The sequence below is a fragment of the Serratia sp. LTN-2 genome, assembly GCF_059740205.1.
In genome coordinates this window covers 132,396-151,213 of record NZ_JCAXDO010000005.1, presented here as the reverse complement: position 1 = coordinate 151,213, position 18,818 = coordinate 132,396, and the positions used below count along the sequence as shown (strand labels likewise).

Sequence of the window (18,818 nt, the reverse complement as noted above, 5' to 3'; positions counted from 1 at the left end):
GAGCCATTTAAGGGAGCATCATGACTGCATACACCGCGTTGAAACATTTCCATTTGCTGACGGTCGCCATCAGTATTACCTTGTTTGTGCTGCGTTTCTTTTGGCAGTGGCGCCGCTCGCCGATCATGGGCCGCCGCTGGGTCAAGATAGCGCCGCACCTGAACGACACGCTGCTGTTCGTCAGCGGCATCGCGCTGGTGGTGACGTTCGGGTTTTATCCGCTGCTGGGTATGGACTCATGGCTGACCGAGAAGCTGTTTGGCGTTATTATCTATATCCTGCTTGGCTACGTCGCATTGGGCAAGAAGACCAAAAGTCAGCGGCTGCGAACCGTGGCGTTCGTGCTGGCGTTGGGCTGTCTGTATCTGATAATTAAACTTGCCACGACGAAAATACCGTTTCTGATGGGATACCTATGAGTAGCATTGCTGATTTTGAATTTAACACCTCGCCGCTGAGCGAAGGGGTGATCCTGGTGTCGCAGTCGGTAAGGCGTGATTTCCCCGCCGCCGACGTGGAGCGCAAGCTGCAACAGCTGGTGGACGAAGCGCGCGCGGCGGTGCCGGCCGACATCACTCAGGAGCAGCAACTGGATGCGCTCATTGAATTGTTCTACAAGACCTGGGGATTCGGCGGCGCCAGCGGCGTGTACCGCCTGTCGGACGCCATCTGGCTGGACAAGGTGCTGGAAGGGCGGCAGGGTACGCCGGTCTCGCTGGGCACCATTTTCCTGCACATCGCCAACGCGCTGGATCTGCCGCTGCTGCCGGTGATTTTCCCCACTCAGCTGATCCTGCGCGCCGACTGGCTGGACGAAGAGCTGTGGCTGATCAACCCGCTGAACGGCGAAACCCTGAGCGAGCACCAGCTGGAGGTGTGGATCAAGGGCAACCTGGGCTTGGGCGCCGAACTGGAAGACGACGATCTCGACGAGTCGGAGAACATCATGGTGGTGCGCAAGATGCTGGATACGCTGAAGGCTGCCCTGATGGAGGAAAAACAGCTGGAAATGGCGCTGCGCACCAGCGAAACGGTGCTGTGCTTCGATCCGGAAGATCCCTACGAGATCCGCGATCGTGGGCTGATTTACGCCCAGCTGGAGTGCAACCACATCGCGATTTCCGATCTCAACTATTTTGTCGAGCAGTGTCCTGAAGACCCGGTCAGCGAAGTGATCAAAGTACAGATCCACTCGATTGAGCCGAAACAGGTGACGCTGCATTAATTCAATGACTCCGTGCAGTTTGCAAGGCGACGGTTACAACCTTAACAAAGGCGAAAGCATGAAACAGAAAGTGGTTAGCATTGGCGACATCGACGTAGCAAACGACCTGCCGTTTGTGCTGTTTGGCGGTATGAACGTGCTGGAATCGCGCGATCTGGCGATGAGCATCTGCGAGCACTACGTCACCGTGACGCAAAAACTGGGCATTCCTTACGTATTCAAAGCCTCTTTCGACAAGGCCAACCGTTCTTCCATTCACTCGTACCGCGGTCCGGGCCTGGAAGAAGGGATGAAGATCTTCGAAGAGCTGAAAAAAACCTTCGGCGTGAAAATCATCACCGACGTGCACGAAGCGGCGCAGGCGCAGCCGGTTTCCGAGGTGGTTGACGTGATCCAGCTGCCGGCCTTCCTGGCGCGTCAGACCGATCTGGTGGAAGCGATGGCGAAAACCGGCGCGGTGATCAACGTCAAGAAGCCGCAGTTCGTCAGCCCGGGGCAGATGGGCAATATCGTCGACAAGTTCAAAGAAGGCGGCAACGATCAGGTGATCCTGTGCGATCGCGGCAGCAACTTTGGCTATGACAACCTGGTGGTCGACATGCTCGGCATCAACGTGATGAAGAACGTGACAGGCGGTCATCCGGTGATCTTCGACGTGACCCACGCATTGCAGACTCGCGATCCGTTCGGCGCCGCGTCCGGCGGCCGTCGTGCTCAGGTGGCCGAGCTGGCGCGCGCCGGTATGGCGGTCGGCCTGGCCGGCCTGTTCCTCGAAGCGCACCCGGATCCGAACAACGCCAAGTGCGACGGCCCGTCCGCGCTGCCGTTGGACAAGCTGGAACCGTTCCTGGCGCAGATGAAAGCCATCGACGACCTGGTGAAGAGCTTCCCGGAGCTGGATACCAGCAACTAAGCGCTCCGCGCCATAAAAAAAGCCCGACTAGTCGGGCTTTTTTACGTTTAGGCCTCGGTGGCCGCCAGCGCTTCCGGCAGCGTCGGGTAGAACTGCAGGCGGCCCTCGATCGGCTGCACCCGCGCGCGCGCCAGGGTTTTCAGCGGCTGGAACGGCACGTCGGTGATCACCAGTTTCTTGTCCGCCGGCAGCACGTCAATAAAGCGCCGCAGGGCGCTCAGGCCGCCGGCGTCGAGCACCGGCACCGCATCCCACTGCAGCACGATCGTCCGGTAGCCCTCACTGCGCGCCAGCAGTTCGGTGAAGATGCGCTCGGCGGCGGCGAAGAACAGCGGGCCATTCACCCGCAGCACCAGACGGCCGTCGCCGGCGCTCAGCTCGCTCAGCCGCGTCATGCGGGCGATGCGGCGCATGAACAGCAGCGACGCTAGCACGATGCCGACGGTAATGGCGATCACCATGTCGAACAGCACCGTCAGCGACATGCACAGCAGCAGCACCAAAATGTCGTCCTTCGGCGCCCGGCGCAGCAGATAAACCACCTTGTGCGCTTCGCTCATGTTCCAGGCGACCATCAGCAGCAACGCCGCCATCGCCGCCAGCGGCAGATACGAGAGCCACGGCGCCAACACCAGCAGCGCCAACAGCACCAGCAGCGCGTGGATGATGGCGGACACCGGCGAGGTGGCGCCGGCGCGCACGTTGGCCGCCGAACGGGCAATCGCGGCGGTTGCGGTGATGCCGCCGAAGAACGGCGCAATGATGTTGCCCGCGCCCTGGCCTATCAGTTCACTGTTGGAGTTATGCTTCTTGCCGGTCATGCCGTCGAGCACCACCGCGCACAGCAGTGATTCAATCGCGCCGAGCATCGCCATTGAAAATGCCGCCGGCAGCAGCGCGGAAACGGTTTGCCAGCTCAGGTTGAACGGTTGCCCGCCGCCGCCCGGCAGATGCCAGGGCAGCAGCAGCTGCGGCAGAATTGGCGGAATGCCCTGACCGCTGCTGCCGTCGGCCAGCAGGTAGCTGAAGCGGGAGCCGATGGTCGCCACCGGGTGGTCAAACAGGGTCAGCAACCCCATCAGCGCAGTGCCCGCCAGCAGCGCCGGCAGGTGGCCGGGCACGCGCAGGCCGAGTTTGGGCCAAAAGATCAGGATCAGCAGGGTCACTGCACCGATCAGCGTATCGCCGAGATCCAACGTTGGCAGCGCTTGCAGCAAGGCGTACAGCTTGCCGACGTAATTTTCCGGCGTGTGCGCCAACTGCAGGCCAAAGAAGTCCTTGATCTGCATGGTAGCGATGGTGATGGCGATGCCGGAGGTAAAGCCGAGCGTCACCGGCAGCGGAATGTACTCGATCAGCCGACCAAAACGCGCCAGCCCCATCAGCAGCAGAAATATGCCGGAGATCAGCGTGGCGACCAGCAGACCGGCCAGGCCGAACTGCTGCGAGACCGGATAGAGGATCACCACGAAGGCGGCGGTGGGGCCAGAGACGCTGTAGCGCGAACCGCCGCTGACGGCGATGACGATGCCGGCGATGGCGGCGGTATACAGGCCGTACTGCGGCGGCACGCCGCTGGCGATCGCCAGTGCCATCGCCAGTGGGATGGCAATAATGCCGACCGTCACCCCGGCGATGGCGTCTTTCAGCAACCGCGCCAGGCTATAAGGTTCCCGCCAGCAGGCGTCTATCAGCGCGCTGAAGGGGCGGATTCTGTTTATTTCATGCGTTTTCATCTACGGTGCGTACCAAATCTTCAAAAGTGAAAGGAATGGCGGGCCCGATGAGGTCCGTCTTGTCACGTGACAGATACCATACGCCTTTTGTTCAGCGGATTACCAGACCTGTGTCAATTTGGGGCAGGAAATCAGAGAGTCGCCGTTTTATCCGGCGCTAAATACCGTTGTCGGGTAAGTCAGCCGCAGAATCTGCGGCTGTGCAGTACAGGAATACGCGAGGTTTTAACGGTTAGTGAAGGGCGGGCAAGGGTAAGCCGAGAAAATCGGCTAAAGTGCTCACCAGCAGCTGGTGATCTTCTTTCTGCGGCGCGCCGGAAATGCTGATGCTGCCGACGCAGCCGAGGCCGGCGAGATTGAGCGGGAAGGCGCCGCCGTGTACCGAATAGTCGCGCACGTTCAGCCCGTAACGCTCCTCCAGCGACGTTTGCCGCTGCTGCAGGCGCAGGCCGATGGCGTAAGAGCTTTTGTGAAAATGGTTCACCAGATTGCGTTTGCGCCGCACCCAGTCGGCGATGTCCGGCGTTGCGCCCGGCATGGCGTAATAAAACAGCGTCTGCCCGGCGAGTTGGATCTCGATGGCGATGCTCAGGCCGCGCCGTTCGGCGGCGGTTTTCAGCGCGGCGCCCAGCTCCCAGGCGGTAGCGGCGTCAAAATGCGTAAAGGCCAGCGTCGCTTCCTGTTCGCTTAGCGCGTGCAGTTCATCGTCGATATTCATGCGGTTCTCCCCTGATTACACCCTGCACAGAGTAGCCCGAAGCGTTCGCCGTGAGATAGACGGCTTGGTGATAAGATAGAACTGCTACTCTATTATTAGACTGTGTAAAATACCCGCCGCCGAAGCGGAAACGACAGGGATGCGTTATTCAACGTCTGTACATTACCCCCCTGGCGATCCCGAGGAGCGCGCTGATTCTTTATGACTTACATTGTGTCTATTCCCGCCATTTACAGCGACGCTTGCATTACCTACGCCACGTTGTCGATAAGCTATTTCGTCCTCAGTAAAAACGCCCCTTTCTCCTACCGTTCCGCACTGTGGAAACGCATCGTTTTCGGCCTGCTGGCCGGAGTGGCGGTGCTCTATTTAAGCCAGGACCGGCTGCTGCTGAACGATAAGGTGCACTACAGCTTTGCGATGATCCCGATGGTGCTGGTGACCTTCTTCGGCGGCGGCGTCAGCGGGTTGGTGAGCTTTCTGTTCGCCATGGCGCTGACCGGCGGTTTCACCGTCGATAATCTGTTTATCGCCTCGATTCTGGTGCCGCTGCTGCTGTCGCGGGTGTGGCTGAAGAAATCCCACTGGACGTTTTATCTGACGATCGGTGCCATTGCACTGTATCGTATTGCCGTGGTGTGGTTATTGATGGATATGAGCGGGCTGTGGCTGGACGTGCTGCTGTATCAGGCGATGTCCGCGCTCTGTCTGGCGATTTGTTACCATGCGCTGAATTTCAAAGAGCGTCATATTTACGCCTATTTCGCGATGCGCGCACGCGCCACCACCGACAGCCTGACCCATATCAACAACCGCGCCAGCGTCGATTACCAGCTGATGCTGCAGCGCGTCGAGCGCCGCCCGTGCGGGCTGATGATCCTCGATCTGGATGACTTTAAAAAGGTTAACGATACCTACGGCCACCCGGCAGGCGACGTGCTGCTGGCCAGCGTCGGCCGGCTGCTGCAAAACAGCGTGCGCAACGAGGACTTCGTCGGGCGCTACGGCGGCGAGGAATTTATGGTGATCACCGCCAGCTACGATCCGCAGGTCATCGGCGGGGTGGCGGAGCGCATTCGCAGCGCGGTGGAAAGTTCGACGTTCTTGCTGAATGCGCACGACGAGGCGCACATCACGATATCCATCGGCGTGTCGCTGTATTTGCCCGGCATGACGGTGGACAAAGCGATCGCCATGACCGATGAAGCCTTGTATGAGGCGAAACGCGGCGGTAAAAACCGGGTGGTGACCAGCCGGGTGATGCAGCTGGCGCCGCTGGGCGCCGGTTTCCCGCGCGAATAAGCCGCCCCCACCGTGATGGCGGGGGCGTTGCCTCAGGCCGCCAGCGTGTGTTCGCGGAAGGCGTTCAGCAGCTCTTCGGTGAACGTCAGGCGCTTCTGACGGTCGGCCAGATCGAGCGTGAACTTCAGCTTGCTTGGGCCGTCCAGGCGGTAAACCTGCGGATTGCCCTGCAGCAGACCGATCAGATAGCCGGGATCGACGCGGTTGTTATCGCCGAACTCGATAAAGCCGCCGCGCTCGTTGCTCTCGATGCGCTTGATCCCCAGCTTCTGCGCATGCAGGCGCAGCGCCGCGCACTGCAACAGGTTGCGCGCTGCATCCGGCAACTGACCGAAGCGGTCGATCAGCTCGACCTTCAGCTCATCCAGTTCACCCTCGTTCTTCGCGCTGGCGATGCGCTTGTACAGCGACAGGCGGGTATTGACGTCGGGAATGAAGTCTTCCGGCAGCAACGCCGGCATGCGCAGCTCCACTTCGGTTTGGTTGCTGGTGAGATCTTCCAGCGACGGTTCGCGGCCGTTTTTCAACGCATCGACGGCGCTTTCCAGCAATTCCATGTAGAGCGAGAAGCCGACGGTGGTCATCTGGCCGCTCTGGTCTTCGCCCAGCAGTTCGCCGGCGCCGCGGATCTCCAGATCGTGAGTCGCCAGCGCAAAACCGGCGCCGAGATCTTCCAGCGACGCGATGGCTTCGAGCCGTTTATGGGCGTCGGTGCCCATGGCTTTCGGGTTTGGCGTCAACAGATAGGCATAAGCCTGGTGGTGCGAACGCCCGACGCGGCCGCGCAGCTGATGCAGCTGCGCCAGGCCGAAGCGATCGGCCCGCTCGATGATGATGGTGTTGGCGCTGGGGATGTCGATGCCGGTTTCGATGATGGTGGTGCACACCAGCACGTTGAACCGCTGGTGGTGGAAATCGTTCATCACCCGTTCCAGATCGCGCTCGCGCATCTGGCCGTGGCCGATGGCGATGCGCGCCTCCGGCACCAGCTCCGCCAGGCGCTGCGCCGCTTTTTCGATGTTCTCCACGTCGTTGTAGAGGTAGTAAACCTGGCCGCCGCGCAGCACTTCGCGCAGGATCGCTTCGCGCACCACCAAGCTGTCGTATTCGCGCACGAAGGTCTTCACCGCCAGCCGGCGCGCCGGCGGAGTGGCGATGATCGACAGATCGCGCATGCCGCTCATCGCCATGTTCAGCGTACGCGGGATCGGCGTGGCGGTCAGCGTCAGGATATCGACGTCGGCGCGCATCGCCTTGATGCGCTCCTTGTGGCGCACGCCAAAGCGGTGCTCTTCATCGACGATCAGCAGCCCCAAATCTTTCCAGCGCAGATCGCTCTGCAGCAGTTTGTGGGTGCCAATAATGATGTCTACCTTGCCTTCGGCCGCGTCGTCCAGCACCTGCTGCTGCTCTTTGGCGCTGCGGAAGCGCGACATCATCTCGATGCGGATCGGCCAGGTGGCGAAGCGATCGCGGAAGTTGTCGAAGTGCTGCTGCGCCAGCAGGGTGGTCGGCACCAGCACCGCCACCTGTTTGCCGTTTTCCACCGCCAGGAAGGCGGCGCGCATCGCCACTTCGGTTTTACCGAAGCCGACGTCGCCGCACACCAGGCGGTCCATCGCCAGCGGCTGGCACATGTCGCTCAGCACCGCGTTGATCGCCTGTTCCTGGTCCGGCGTGGTTTCGAACGGGAAGGTCTGGCAGAACAGCTGGTACTGTTCGCGGTTATGCTTGAAGGCGAAACCGGCCTTGGCGGCGCGCTGGGCGTAAATATCCAGCAGCTCCGCCGCCACGTCGCGCACCCGTTCGGCCGCTTTCTGCCGCGCGCGCGTCCAGGCGTCGCCGCCCAGCTTGTGCAGCGGGGCGTTTTCGTCTGCGCCGCCGGCGTAACGGCTGATCAGGTGCAGCGATGAGACCGGCACATACAGCTTGTCCTCGCCGGCGTAGGAGAGGATCAGGTACTCGGCCTTGATGCCGCCGGCTTCCAGCGTGGTCAGGCCGACGTAGCGGCCGACGCCGTGCTCCAGGTGCACCACCGGCTGGCCGGGATGCAGTTCCGCCAGGTTGCGGATCAGGGTATCGGTGTTGATGGTGCGCCGGTTGTCCTGTCGGCGGCGACTGACGCGTTCGCCGAGCAGATCGCTTTCGCAGATCAGTGCCCGCTGGCGCAGGCCGTCGAGGAAACCGTGTTCGGCGGCGCCGACCATCATGTAACGGCCCGCGGTTTCCGCCTGATCGAGACGCTGGATCAGCGCCGGCGCCAGCTTGATGCGGCCGAGCAGATCCTGCAGCGTTTCACGCCGCCCCTCGCTTTCGACGGAGAAGATCACGCTGCCGTCGAAGCCTTCGATAAAGCGGCGCAGGTTATCCAGCGGGGATTTATGCTGCGCTTGCACCGCCAGATCGGGCAGGGCATGGTAATCCAGATTGGTATTGCCGGCCTTGGCCGGCAGCTCATCGGTTTTCAGCGCGATGCGCGGCCAGGCCTTCAGCTCGCCGAACAGCGCATCGACGCGCAGCCACAGCGTATCCGGCGCCAGCAGCGGGCGCATCGGATCGACGCGGCGGCTTTCGTAACGCTGGTTGACGTCCTGCCAGAAGCGCTCGGCGGCGCTCTCCAGATCGCCGGTGTTGACGATCAGCGTATTGGCCGGCAGGTAGCTGAACAGCGAGGGCAGCGGCTGGCTGAAGAACAGCGGTTGCCAGTATTCGATACCGGCGGGCCAGGCGCTTTTGCTGACCTGCTGATAGATATGTTCGGCGTCGCGGCGCACCTCAAACTGTTCGCGCCACTGACTGCGGAACAGCTCGATGGCGTTCTTGTCAGTGGGGAACTCGTGGGCCGGCAACAGATTGATGGCTTCGACTTCGCTCAGCGTGCGCTGGGTGTCGACGTCGAAGATGCGCAGGCTGTCGATTTCGTCATCGAAGAAGTCGATACGGTAAGGCTCGTCGCTGCCCATCGGGTAAAGATCGAGCAGCGCGCCGCGGGTGGCGAATTCGCCGTGCTCCATCACCTGATCGACGCTGCGGTATCCGGCCTGTTCCAGCTGCGCGCGCAGCTTGTCGCGCGACAGGCGCTGGCCTTTCTTCATCACCAGCGCATGGCCGTGCAGGAACTCGTGTGGACAGACGCGCTGCATCAGGGTGTTGACCGGCAGAATGATCACCCCGCGCGCCATGGTCGGCAGATGATACAGGCTCGACAAACGGTCGGAGATGATCTCTTGGTGCGGCGAGAAGCTGTCGTACGGCAGGGTCTCCCAGTCGGACAGGGTGGTCACCATCTGGTCGGTGAACTGCTGGATCTCGTCGCGCAGCCGCAGGGCGTTTTGCATGTCCGGCGCGATCAGCATCACCGGGCCATTGTGGCGTTCGACGATCTCGGCGCACTCCACGGCGCAGGCCGCGCCGGTCAGTTGCCCCAGTTGGCGCAGATCGCCCGCGCGATCGGGCAGAGAATAACGGGGGGATGAGGAACGGTTACGGCTATCGGAAGTGCTCATTCAGGTATCTTTAATCAATGTGTTGGATGGCGTCCCGGCACGGATAACCCAGCGCCTTTATGCTGTTTATAGTAGCCCAGCGGCCGGCAAACTGACACAGCAAAAAGCGCTGCCCATCAATTTTCTGCCTGTTATTTAACCGGTTAATGCCACCGGTTTTTTGCGGCTGAGGATAAAGAACGCGCGAAGCTGCCGCCGTCTCCCTCTTCGCCGCCACGCAATAAAAGGCCGTCGGGTGTTCCCTAAACGAGGGAGAGCCTTTATTATCCATGATCACTTTGCTTAAGCCACGGCTATCAAACGGATTTCATGTATCAACCTGTCGCGTTATTCATTGGCCTGCGCTACATGCGCGGGCGAGCCTCAGACCGCTTCGGGCGGTTTGTTTCCTGGCTTTCCACCATCGGCATTACGCTGGGGGTGATGGCGTTGGTCACCGTGCTGTCGGTGATGAACGGTTTCGAAAAGGATCTGGAGAACAACATCCTCGGCCTGATGCCGCAGGCGCTGGTCACCAGTCCGCAAGGATCGGTCAACCCGCAGCAGCTGCCGGCCTCCGAGGTGCAGAAGCTGCAGGGCGTCACGCGCGTCGCGCCGCTGACCACCGGTGACGTGGTGCTGCAAAGCGCCCGCAGCGTGGCGGTCGGCGTGATGCTCGGCGTCAATCCTGACGAAACCGATCCGCTGACGCCGTATCTGGTCAACGTCAAGCAGCAGCAGCTGCAGCCGGGCCAATACAACATCATCATCGGCGAACAGCTGGCGGGGCAACTCGGCGTCAAGCGCGGCGACTCGCTGCGCGTGATGGTGCCGAGTGCCAGTCAGTTCACGCCGATGGGCCGCATTCCCAGCCAGCGTCTGTTCACCCTTATCGGCACCTTCCACGCCAATAGCGAAGTGGACGGCTATCAGCTGCTGGTCAACCAACAGGACGCTTCGCGCCTGATGCGCTACCCGGCCGGCAACATCACCGGCTGGCGCCTGTTCCTGCAACAGCCGTTGGCGGTCGATACGCTCAGCCAACAGGCGCTGCCGCCGGGCACCGTCTGGAAAGACTGGCGCGATCGCAAGGGCGAGCTGTTCCAGGCGGTGCGCATGGAGAAGAACATGATGGGGCTGCTGCTCAGCCTGATCGTGGCGGTGGCAGCGTTTAACATCATTACCTCGCTCGGCCTGCTGGTGATGGAGAAGCAGGGCGAAGTCGCCATTCTGCAGACCCAGGGGCTGACCCGCCGCCAGATTATGTCGGTATTTATGGTGCAGGGCGCCAGCGCCGGCATCATCGGTTCGCTGCTCGGCACGCTGCTCGGCGTGCTGCTGGCTACCAATCTGAACAATCTGATGCCGATCCTCGGCGCCTTGATCGACGGCGCTTCGCTGCCGGTGGCGGTCGATCCGCTGCAGGTGACGATCATCGCCGTAGTGGCGATGGCGGTTTCCCTGTTGTCCACGCTTTATCCTTCATGGCGCGCTGCCGCCGTACAACCCGCTGAGGCTTTACGTTATGAGTAACCATCTTTTGCTGCAGTGTGACAACCTGTGCAAGACCTATCAGGAAGGCAATCTGCACACCGATGTGCTGCGCAATGTCAGCTTTGCCATGCAGCAGGGCGAGATGATGGCGATCGTCGGCAGCTCGGGTTCCGGCAAGAGCACCCTGTTGCACCTGCTGGGCGGGCTGGACTCGCCGACCTCCGGCGAGGTGATTTTCAAGGGCGAATCGCTGAACGCCATGTCTTCGGCGGCCAAGGCCGAGCTGCGCAACCGCCAGCTGGGCTTCATCTATCAGTTCCACCATCTGTTGCCGGATTTCACCGCGCTGGAAAACGCCGCCATGCCGCTGCTGATCGGTGGGGCCAAACCGGCGCAGGCGCAGGAGAAGGCGCGGGAGATGCTAGCGGCGGTCGGGCTGGAAAAACGCAGCAAACACCGCCCGTCAGAGCTCTCCGGCGGCGAGCGTCAGCGCGTGGCGATCGCGCGTGCGCTGGTCAACAACCCGGCGCTGGTGCTGGCGGACGAACCGACCGGTAACCTGGACAAACGCACCGCGGACAGCATCTTCGATCTGCTGGGCGAGCTGAACGTGCGCCAGGGCACCGCATTTCTGGTGGTGACGCACGATCTGCAGCTGGCCAAGCGCCTGAGCCGCCAGCTGGAAATGGCCGACGGCCACCTGCAGGCGCAGCTGACCCTGATGGGGGCCGAGTAATGGCGGGAGCCTCACTGTCCTTCCTGACGGCCCTGCGTTTCAGCCGCGGCCGTAAACGCGGCGGCATGGTGTCGCTGATCTCGGTTATCTCCACCATCGGCATTGCGCTGGGGGTGGCGGTGCTGATCGTCGGGCTGAGCGCGATGAACGGTTTTGAGCGCGAGCTGAAGAACCGCATTCTGGCGGTGGTACCGCACGGCGAGCTGGAGCCGGTCAATCAGCCGTTCAGCGGCTGGCCGTCGATTCTGCAGCGGGTGGAAAAGGTGCCGGGCATTTTGGCCGCCGCGCCTTACATCAATTTCACCGGCCTGATGGAAAACGGCGCGCAACTGCGCGCGGTGGAAGTCAAAGGCGTTGATCCGCAGCAGGAGAGCCGGCTGAGCGCGCTGCCGCAGTATGTGCAGGGCGACGCCTGGGCCAACTTCAAACCTGGCGAGCAGCAGGTGATCCTCGGCAAAGGCGTGGCCGACGCGCTGGGCGTCAAGCAGGGCGCTTATGTGACGGTCATGATTCCCAACAGCGACCCGGAGATGAAGCTGCTGCAGCCGAAGCGCATTCGCCTGCACGTGACCGGCATTCTGCAGCTCAGCGGCCAGCTCGATCACAGCCTGGCGCTGGTGCCGCTGGCCGACGCGCAGCAGTATCTCGACATGGGTGACAGCGTCACGGGTATCGCCATCAAGGTGAACGACGTATTCGCCGCCAATAAACTGGTGCGCGACGCCGGCGAAGTGACCAATTCTTATATCTACATCAAAAGTTGGATCGGCAAGTACGGCTACATGTACCGCGATATCCAGATGATCCGCGCCATCATGTATCTGGCGATGGTGCTGGTGATCGGCGTGGCCTGCTTCAACATCGTTTCCACGCTGGTGATGGCGGTAAAAGACAAAAGCGCCGACATCGCAGTGCTGCGCACCCTGGGCGCCAAAGACGGCTTTATCCGCGCCATCTTCATCTGGTACGGGCTGTTGGCCGGGCTGCTGGGCAGCCTGAGCGGCGTGGTGATCGGGGTGATCGCTTCGCTGCAGCTGACCAACATTATCCGCGGCATCGAGACGCTGGTCGGCCATTCCTTCCTGTCGGGCGATATCTACTTCATCGACTTCCTGCCTTCGGAGCTGCATTGGCTGGACGTGCTGATCGTGCTGGCGACCGCCATCGTGCTCAGCCTGTTGGCCAGTTGGTATCCGGCCAGGCGCGCCAGCCGCATCGATCCGGCGCGGGTGCTGAGCGGACAATAAAACCCACGGGGAGGCAGCGATGCCGCCCCGTTTTTTTAGCCGGGGGATCGGTTATGTACTACGGTTTCGATATGGGCGGCACCAAGATTGAGCTGGGGGTGTTCGACGATAACCTGCAGCGCATTTGGCAAAAGCGGGTGCCGACGCCGCGTGAAGATTACCGGCAGCTGCTGGCCACGCTGTGCGATCTGACCCTTGAGGCGGATGCGTTTTGCGGCCGGCGCGGCAGCGTCGGCATCGGCATACCGGGCTTGCCCAACGACGATGACGGCACGCTGTTTACCGCCAACGTGCCGGCGGCGATGGGGCGGCCGCTGCCGCGCGCTCTGGCGGCGCTGATCGGGCGCGAGGTGCGGGTCGACAACGACGCCAACTGTTTTGCGCTGTCGGAGGCCTGGGACGAGGAGTTCCGCCGCTACCCGACGGTGTTGGGCATCATCCTCGGTACCGGCGTAGGCGGCGGCCTGATCGTCGACGGCAAGACGGTGCCGGGGCGCAACTATATCGCCGGCGAGTTCGGTCATTTGCGCCTGCCGGTGGACGCGCTTGAGGTACTGGGGCGTGATGTGCCTCGCGTTGCCTGCGGATGCGGCCATCAGGGTTGCATTGAAAACTACATATCGGGCCGCGGTTTCGAATGGATGTACGCTCATTTCTACGGCCGGCGCTTGCCCGCCACCGAGATCATTGCGCATTATCAGGCGGGTGAGCCGCAGGCGGTGGCTCATGTAGACCGCTTTATGGACGTGCTGGCGATCTGCCTGGGTAACCTGCTGACGGTGCTGGATCCGCACCTGGTGGTGATCGGCGGCGGGTTGTCGAACTTCGACGCCATCTACCAGGCGTTGCCGCAGCGGCTGCCGGCGCACCTGCTGCGGGTGGCCCGGCTGCCGCGCATCGAGAAGGCGCGCTATGGCGACGCCGGCGGCGTGCGCGGCGCGGCGTTCCTCAATTTGGCTCGCCCAACGTAATGGGCATTGAGGCCAGGCGTGAATGTATGCAGCCAACAACGCCTCAACGTCCAGTAAGAAGGGTAAACAGGGAAAAGTAAGGAGAGAGTTAATGCACACTCGCCATCGGCTGTGTCAGTTTCGCAAGAGTAAGCATGTGCTGCATCAGCGCTTTCGTTCACGCATTTTTCACCGTGACACCATGGCGGCGGCCGAGCTGAAAAAGCCGTTTGTGGTGGTGTTGACCGGGGCCGGCATCTCGGCCGAGTCGGGCATTCGCACCTTCCGCGCCGCGGATGGGCTGTGGGAAGAGCACCGGGTGGAGGATGTCGCCACGCCGGAAGGGTTTCAGCGCGATCCGGCGCTGGTGCAGGCGTTTTACAACGAACGCCGCCGCCAGCTGCAGACGGAAGAGATCGCCCCGAACGCCGCGCACCGCGCGCTGGCGGATCTGGAAGAGTGGCTGGGGGACAACTTCCTGCTGGTCACGCAAAACATCGATAACCTGCATGAGCGCGCCGGCAGCAAGCGGGTGCTGCACATGCACGGCGAATTGCTGAAGGTGCGCTGCACCCAGTCGGGCCAGGTGTTCGAATGGCCCGGCGATCTCAGCGTCGACGATCGCTGCCACTGCTGCCAGTTCCCGGCGCCACTGCGGCCGCACGTGGTGTGGTTCGGCGAGATGCCACTGGGCATGGACGACATCTACCAGGCGCTGAGCAAGGCCGATTTCTTCGTCGCCATCGGCACCTCCGGCCACGTCTATCCGGCGGCCGGCTTCGTGCATGAGGCGCGGCTGGGCGGCGCTTACGCCATGGAGCTGAACCTGGAACCGAGCCAGGTGGAGAGCCAGTTCGACGAGAAACACTACGGCCTGGCCAGCGAAGTGGTGCCGCGTTTTGTGCACAAGTTCCTGGTGGGCAAGGTGGCGCGGGCCGACCGGCCCTGAGAAAGGCATCAGGGCGCAATGCGCGCCCTGATGGGATGGCGGGGCGTGTTAGCGCCCGGCTTTCAGCTTTTGGAAGTAGCTCTCGTACAGCGTGCTGGCGTCGCCGACGTCGTTTTGCCACTCGCCGTGCTCAATCACCGCTTTATCCGGGTAGAGTGACGGGTCGTTGGCGATCTCCGGCGACAGCAGCTTCTTCGCCGCCAGGTTCGGCGTCGGGTAACCGATGGTTTCCGCTACCTGCACCGCGATTTCCGGCCGCAGCAGGAAGTCGATCAGCTTCAGCGCCCCTTCTACGTTGCGCGCGTTGGCCGGAATGGCCAGGCTATCCATCCAGAAGATGCCGCCTTCCTTCGGCCAGACGATCTCCAGCGGCGTGCCGGCCTGGCGTGCCACGAAGGCAGAACCGTTCCATACCATGCCGACGTTGACTTCCCCTTCCATAAACGGATTGCCCGGGTTATCGGAGTTGAAGGCCAGCACGTTCGGCATCAATTTCTGCAGCTCGTGGTAGGCGGCTTCGATCTCTTTCGGATCGGTGGTGTTGCCGGAATAGCCCAGCTTGAGCAGCGCCATCTGGAACACTTCACGCGCGTCGTCGGTCAGCAGCAGGCGGCCTTTGTACTGCGGTTGCCAAAGATCGGCCCAGGCGGTGACGGTGGACGGATCCTGCGCGTCGCTGTTGACGCCGATGGCGGTGGCGCCCCAGATGTAAGGGATGGAGTAGTCGTTGTTGGGATCGAACGGCTTGTTCAGCAGGGTAGGATCGAGATCCTTGAAGTGGCTGAGCTTGCTCTTGTCGATTTTTTGCAGCATGCCTTCCTTGCTCATCTTGGCGATGAAGTAGGTGGAGGGCACCACCAGATCGTACGCGCCGTCCTTGTAGGTCTTCAGCTTGGCGTACATGCTTTCGTTGGATTCATAGGTGGAATAGATCACCTTGATGCCGGTTTCCTTGGTGAACTGCTCCAGCAGCCCCGGCGGGACGTATTCAGTCCAGTTATAGAAGTACAGTGTTTTGCCGTCAGAGGCGTTTGCAGAGCAGATACTCAGCGCCATCATCCCGGCTGCGAGCAGATGTGACCACTTTTTCATGCAGCGTATCCTTCAGCAGTAGTGAGCCGAACCCGTATGAGCCGCCGTTTGTCGGCTGCGCCATACCCCAGAAAGGGGCCATTATAGGGGCCGGGGCGGGGTGGGTAAAGGCGGTTATCCCAGCGGCAAATCAGCGGGTTAACCGAGTCGGGGCGAGCAAAAACGGCCGCTGGCATATCACTGTGGCCAATGAAAGAGACGGGCGCCGCAGCGCCCGGCGGGAACGATTACTCGGCCTTGGGCGATCGATCGCGCATCACCCACTGGCTGGCGATCACCAGCACCAGCGACAGCAACAGCAAAATGGTGGCCAGCGCATTGACCTCCGGCGAAACGCCGACTTTCACCATCGAATAGATCTTCAGCGGCAAGATCTCGTAGCTTGGCCCGGTGACGAAGGAGGAGACCACCACGTCGTCCATCGACAGGGTGAAGCTCAGCAACCAGCCGGCCGCTACCGCCGGCAATGCCAGCGGCAGGATGATCTTGCGCAGAATGGTGAACTCGCTTGCGCCGAGATCGCGCGCGGCCTCCAGCATCTTCACGTCGAAGCCTTTCAGGCGCGCGTAAACGGTCACCACCACAAACGGCAGGCAGAAGGTGATGTGCGAGAACAGCAGCGACCAGAAGCCGAGCGAAATGCCGAGCAGCATGAACAGCACCAGCAGCGAAATCGCCATCACGATATCCGGCGACATCATGACCACGAACAGCATGCCGCCGACGAACGGTTTGCCGCGAAAGCGGTAGCGGTACAGCGCCACCGCGGTCAGCGAGCCGATCAGCGTGGCGAAGGTGGCGGAGAGCACCGCCATGGTCAGCGAGTGGCCCGCCGCCTGCAGCAGGCTGTCGTTATTCAGCAGCGTGCTGTACCACTGGGTGGTGAACCCTTGCCAACTGATACCGAAGCGCGAGGCGTTGAAAGAGTTGACGATCAGAATGACGATCGGGATATACAGATAGGCGTATACCAGCGTCATAAAGCCGCCGCGCAGCAGACGTCCGATCATGCCAGATCCTCCTTCTTGTTCAGCAGGCGTGCGGCCCGGTAATAAACCAGCAGCAACAGCCCCATCACCAGCGTCAGGCAGATGCTGGTGGCCGCGCCGAACGGCCAGTCGCGGATATTGAGGAACTGGCTTTTAATCACGTTGCCGATCAGCAGATTCTTGGCGCCGCCCATCAGATCGGCGACGAAGAACAGCCCCATCGCCGGCAGCACCACCAGTAGGCAGCCGGCGATAATGCCCGGCATGGTCAGTGGCACGATGATGCGGACAAAGGTTTGCAGCTTGCTGGCGCCGAGATCGCGCGCCGCCTCAAGGCAGGATTTATCGAGCTTTTCGATGCTGGAGTAGAGCGGCATCACCATAAACGGCAGCAGGATATACACCAGGCCGAGGATCACCGCTTCCGAGGTGTACATGATGCGCAGCGGCTTGTCGATGACGCCGATCCACAGCAGCGCGTCGTTGAGATAGCCGCGGGTGCTGAGAAACAGCTTCAGGCCGTAGATGCGGATCAGCGAGTTGGTCCAGAAGGGGACGATCAGCAGAAACAGCAGCAGCGGCCGCATCTTCTGCGGCAACCGCGCCAGGATAAAGGCGAACGGGTAGCCGATCACCAGGCAGCACAGGGTGGCGATCAGCGCCATGTTCAGCGAGTGCAGCAGCACCTGGGCATACAGCGGATCGAACAAGCGGCGGTAGTTGTCCAGCGTGAACACCATCTGCACCAGATTGGCGTCGTCGCGGGTCAGGAAGCTGGCGCCGATGATCATCAGGTTCGGCATGAAGACGAACAGCAGCAGCCAGGCGACGACGCCGACGATCACCACATTCTGGAAGACTTTACGCGATTTCTTCATCGGCCAGCACCACCTCCCAGCTTTCGACCCAGGTCACCGCCATCTTCTGATTGAGCGAGTGATCGACGTCCGGATCGTCTTCGTTGAAGAACTCGCTGACCATCACCGTCTTGCCGCTCTCCAGCTCGACCACCGATTCCAGCGTCATGCCTTTGTAGTTGCGCTCGCGCACGTAGCCGATCAGCCCGTCGTGTTGCGCGCTGTCGTTCACTTCTTCCACCCGCAGATCCTCCGGACGCAGCAGCACCTTCAGCTTTTGGCCCGGTTCTACCGGCAGATCGGCGTAGATGTCGCACTCGCGGCCCTCGACGTTGGCGCGCACCCGCTGCGGATCGAGGCGTTGCAGGACCACCGCGTCGAAGATGTTGATCTCGCCGATGAAGCTGGCGACGAACAGGTTCTTCGGCTCTTCGTAGATCTCACGCGGCGTGCCGTCTTGCTCGATGCGGCCTTCGCGCATCACCACGATGCGATCCGACATGGTCAGCGCTTCTTCCTGATCGTGGGTGACGAACACGAAGGTGATGCCCAGCTTGCGCTGCAGCGCCTTGAGTTCGTTCTGCATCTGCTTGCGCAGCTTGTAGTCCAGCGCCGACAGCGATTCGTCCAGCAGCAGCACCTTCGGCTTGTTGACCACCGCGCGGGCGATGGCCACGCGCTGCTGTTGGCCGCCGGAGAGCTGGCCCGGCCGCCGTTGGGCGAAGTCGTCCAGCTGCACCATACGCAGCGCTTCTTCGACGCGCGGCGTCAGTTCGGCCGCCGGCACCTTTTGCATGCGCAGGCCGAAGGCGACGTTATCGAACACCGACATGTGCGGAAACAGGGCATAGCTCTGAAACACGGTGTTGACGTGGCGATGTTCGGCCGGGATTGCGGTGATGTCCTGGCCGTCGAGCACGATGCGGCCCCGATCGGCGTCTTCCAGCCCGGCGATCAGGCGCAGCACCGTGGTTTTGCCACAGCCGGAGGGGCCGAGAATAGTGAGGAATTCGCCGTGGTTAATGGTCAGTCCGAGATCGGCAATGATGGTTTTGCCATCGAACGCTTTGCTCAGGGCATGCAGTTCAACAAGGGGTGCGCGAGAGGATGTCTCAGTCATTTATC

At 61.7% G+C, this 18,818-nt stretch carries 17 protein-coding genes; 9 read left to right on the top strand and 8 right to left on the bottom strand.

Features of this window, described 5'->3' with window-relative positions:
• Positions 1–17: 17 nt before the first annotated feature.
• The 3 genes from AC6BYQ_RS12630 to kdsA are packed head-to-tail and all read left to right on the top strand — an operon-like array spanning position 18 to position 2,138.
• On the top strand, positions 18–419 hold the full coding sequence (locus AC6BYQ_RS12630; RefSeq protein ID WP_171455054.1) for a SirB2 family protein: 402 nt from the start codon (positions 18–20) through the stop codon (positions 417–419).
• Positions 416–1,225, top strand: coding sequence for an invasion regulator SirB1 (sirB1, locus tag AC6BYQ_RS12625; protein ID WP_033642759.1), 810 nt, complete (start codon positions 416–418; stop codon positions 1,223–1,225). Before AC6BYQ_RS12630 ends, sirB1 begins: the two co-directional genes overlap by 4 nt.
• Positions 1,226–1,283: 58 nt before the next feature.
• Positions 1,284–2,138, top strand: coding sequence for a 3-deoxy-8-phosphooctulonate synthase (gene kdsA / locus AC6BYQ_RS12620; RefSeq protein ID WP_004941087.1), 855 nt, complete (start codon positions 1,284–1,286; stop codon positions 2,136–2,138).
• A 47-nt stretch (positions 2,139–2,185) separates the two neighbouring features.
• Here the strand turns inward: kdsA and dauA are convergent, their stop codons facing one another.
• Positions 2,186–3,874 carry a C4-dicarboxylic acid transporter DauA gene (dauA, locus tag AC6BYQ_RS12615; protein ID WP_074054455.1) on the bottom strand — a complete coding sequence of 563 codons (1,689 nt, stop codon included), beginning with the start codon at positions 3,872–3,874 and terminating at the stop codon, positions 2,186–2,188.
• Positions 3,875–4,106: 232 nt separating this feature from the next.
• Positions 4,107–4,592, bottom strand: coding sequence for a heme-degrading domain-containing protein (locus tag AC6BYQ_RS12610; RefSeq protein WP_154746997.1), 486 nt, complete (start codon positions 4,590–4,592; stop codon positions 4,107–4,109).
• Positions 4,593–4,793: 201 nt separating this feature from the next.
• Here AC6BYQ_RS12610 and AC6BYQ_RS12605 point away from each other — a divergent pair, with 201 nt between their 5' ends.
• On the top strand, positions 4,794–5,894 hold the full coding sequence (locus tag AC6BYQ_RS12605; RefSeq protein WP_154746998.1) for a GGDEF domain-containing protein: 1,101 nt from the start codon (positions 4,794–4,796) through the stop codon (positions 5,892–5,894).
• Positions 5,895–5,926: 32 nt separating this feature from the next.
• Here the strand turns inward: AC6BYQ_RS12605 and mfd are convergent, their stop codons facing one another.
• Both mfd and AC6BYQ_RS12595 read right to left on the bottom strand, forming a co-directional pair.
• A complete protein-coding gene (gene mfd, locus AC6BYQ_RS12600; RefSeq protein ID WP_019454784.1) occupies positions 5,927–9,400 on the bottom strand; it encodes a transcription-repair coupling factor in 3,474 nt (1,157 codons plus the stop codon).
• 10 nt (positions 9,401–9,410) lie between these two features.
• A complete protein-coding gene (locus AC6BYQ_RS12595) occupies positions 9,411–9,671 on the bottom strand; it encodes a hypothetical protein (protein WP_019454785.1) in 261 nt (86 codons plus the stop codon).
• A gap of 38 nt (positions 9,672–9,709) precedes the next feature.
• Here AC6BYQ_RS12595 and lolC point away from each other — a divergent pair, with 38 nt between their 5' ends.
• The 5 genes from lolC to cobB all read left to right on the top strand — a co-directional run bounded on the left by lolC (position 9,710) and on the right by cobB (position 14,755).
• Positions 9,710–10,912 (top strand): lipoprotein-releasing ABC transporter permease subunit LolC, encoded by a 1,203-nt coding sequence (gene lolC / locus AC6BYQ_RS12590; RefSeq protein ID WP_198636519.1) that lies wholly within the window; start codon positions 9,710–9,712, stop codon positions 10,910–10,912.
• Positions 10,905–11,609, top strand: a complete 705-nt coding sequence (lolD, locus tag AC6BYQ_RS12585) for a lipoprotein-releasing ABC transporter ATP-binding protein LolD (RefSeq protein ID WP_004941120.1) — start codon at positions 10,905–10,907, stop codon at positions 11,607–11,609. Before lolC ends, lolD begins: the two co-directional genes overlap by 8 nt.
• Positions 11,609–12,856, top strand: coding sequence for a lipoprotein-releasing ABC transporter permease subunit LolE (lolE, locus tag AC6BYQ_RS12580; RefSeq protein ID WP_211129523.1), 1,248 nt, complete (start codon positions 11,609–11,611; stop codon positions 12,854–12,856). Before lolD ends, lolE begins: the two co-directional genes overlap by 1 nt.
• Positions 12,857–12,909: 53 nt before the next feature.
• Positions 12,910–13,827, top strand: coding sequence for an N-acetylglucosamine kinase (gene nagK, locus AC6BYQ_RS12575; protein ID WP_498056949.1), 918 nt, complete (start codon positions 12,910–12,912; stop codon positions 13,825–13,827).
• Positions 13,828–13,918: 91 nt separating this feature from the next.
• Positions 13,919–14,755: a Sir2 family NAD+-dependent deacetylase gene (gene cobB, locus AC6BYQ_RS12570; protein WP_015377583.1), complete on the top strand. Its 837-nt coding sequence runs from the start codon at positions 13,919–13,921 to the stop codon at positions 14,753–14,755.
• A gap of 48 nt (positions 14,756–14,803) precedes the next feature.
• On the opposite strand, the gene potD is transcribed toward cobB, so the two are convergent.
• The 4 genes from potD to potA form a co-directional block, all read right to left on the bottom strand.
• Positions 14,804–15,847 (bottom strand): spermidine/putrescine ABC transporter substrate-binding protein PotD, encoded by a 1,044-nt coding sequence (gene potD, locus AC6BYQ_RS12565; RefSeq protein WP_019454790.1) that lies wholly within the window; start codon positions 15,845–15,847, stop codon positions 14,804–14,806.
• 227 nt (positions 15,848–16,074) lie between these two features.
• A complete protein-coding gene (gene potC / locus AC6BYQ_RS12560; protein WP_498056948.1) occupies positions 16,075–16,857 on the bottom strand; it encodes a spermidine/putrescine ABC transporter permease PotC in 783 nt (260 codons plus the stop codon).
• A complete protein-coding gene (gene potB / locus AC6BYQ_RS12555; protein WP_019454792.1) occupies positions 16,854–17,714 on the bottom strand; it encodes a spermidine/putrescine ABC transporter permease PotB in 861 nt (286 codons plus the stop codon). Before potB ends, potC begins: the two co-directional genes overlap by 4 nt.
• Positions 17,698–18,813, bottom strand: a complete 1,116-nt coding sequence (potA, locus tag AC6BYQ_RS12550) for a spermidine/putrescine ABC transporter ATP-binding protein PotA (RefSeq protein ID WP_019454793.1) — start codon at positions 18,811–18,813, stop codon at positions 17,698–17,700. The genes potB and potA overlap by 17 nt, the downstream gene beginning before the upstream one ends.
• Positions 18,814–18,818: the final 5 nt, after the last annotated feature.